At 39.5% G+C, this 724-nt stretch carries 1 protein-coding gene; it reads left to right on the top strand.

Annotated elements, in window-relative coordinates; genetic code table 11:
• The first annotated feature begins 189 nt into the window (after positions 1 to 189).
• Positions 190 to 606, top strand: coding sequence for a ribonuclease E inhibitor RraB (rraB, locus tag AB4653_RS24575; RefSeq protein WP_004735324.1), 417 nt, complete (start codon positions 190 to 192; stop codon positions 604 to 606).
• Positions 607 to 724: the final 118 nt, after the last annotated feature.

Below are 724 nucleotides of genomic sequence, written 5' to 3'. Positions count from 1 at the left end.
GTAGTTAATAATATGTTGAAAATTTGTTTCTGTGATTTTAATTTCACTTTTTAATTGATATCCCTTCTGTTATCTAGCGATAAACTTGCTCTTCTACACCTGATCTAGGTGGCTTTTCTAGGCGATCCGTGCCATATTTCGTGGCAATCAAATTTGATCTTTTCATAGTCAACACTCTGGAGCAGACACATGTCTCACGAAGATGAATATCTATCAGTAGCGGAATTAATTGAATTTCAAAAAGGAGAGACTCGCGACATCATTGAAGCACTAATCGAAGATGGTAGCGATCCTGAAGCTCTATACGATATCGAGCATCACCTATTCGCTGAAGATTTCGCAGTACTTGAGAAAGCCGTTGTTGAAGCATTCAAAATGGGCTTTGAAGTGCTTGAAGCTGAAGAGACAGAAGACGAAGATGGCAACAAGCTACTTTGTTGTGATGCAACGATGCAGTGTACTCTGAACGCAGAAGCGATTGATGAGCAAGTTGAGAAGCTTGTAAATCTTGCAGAGAAGTTTGACATTATCTACGACGGTTGGGGCACTTACTACGAAGGTGAAGATGCTATCTACCCTGACGAAGATGATGAAGACGAAGAGTAATCTCTCCCAGTTTTAAAGAATGCCAGCCTTGAGCTGGCATTTTTTTGTCCTCAGAAAAATAAATGTCTTTATATGCATTCATTCATTATAATGCGGTCAAAATTGATCTAGCTCAAGG

This window comes from Vibrio sp. 10N.222.48.A3 (assembly GCF_041475345.1).
Lineage (GTDB): Bacteria > Pseudomonadota > Gammaproteobacteria > Enterobacterales > Vibrionaceae > Vibrio > Vibrio tasmaniensis_A.
Note: the sequence above shows the minus strand (reverse complement) of the source record. Positions and strands in the feature narration are given on the sequence as shown.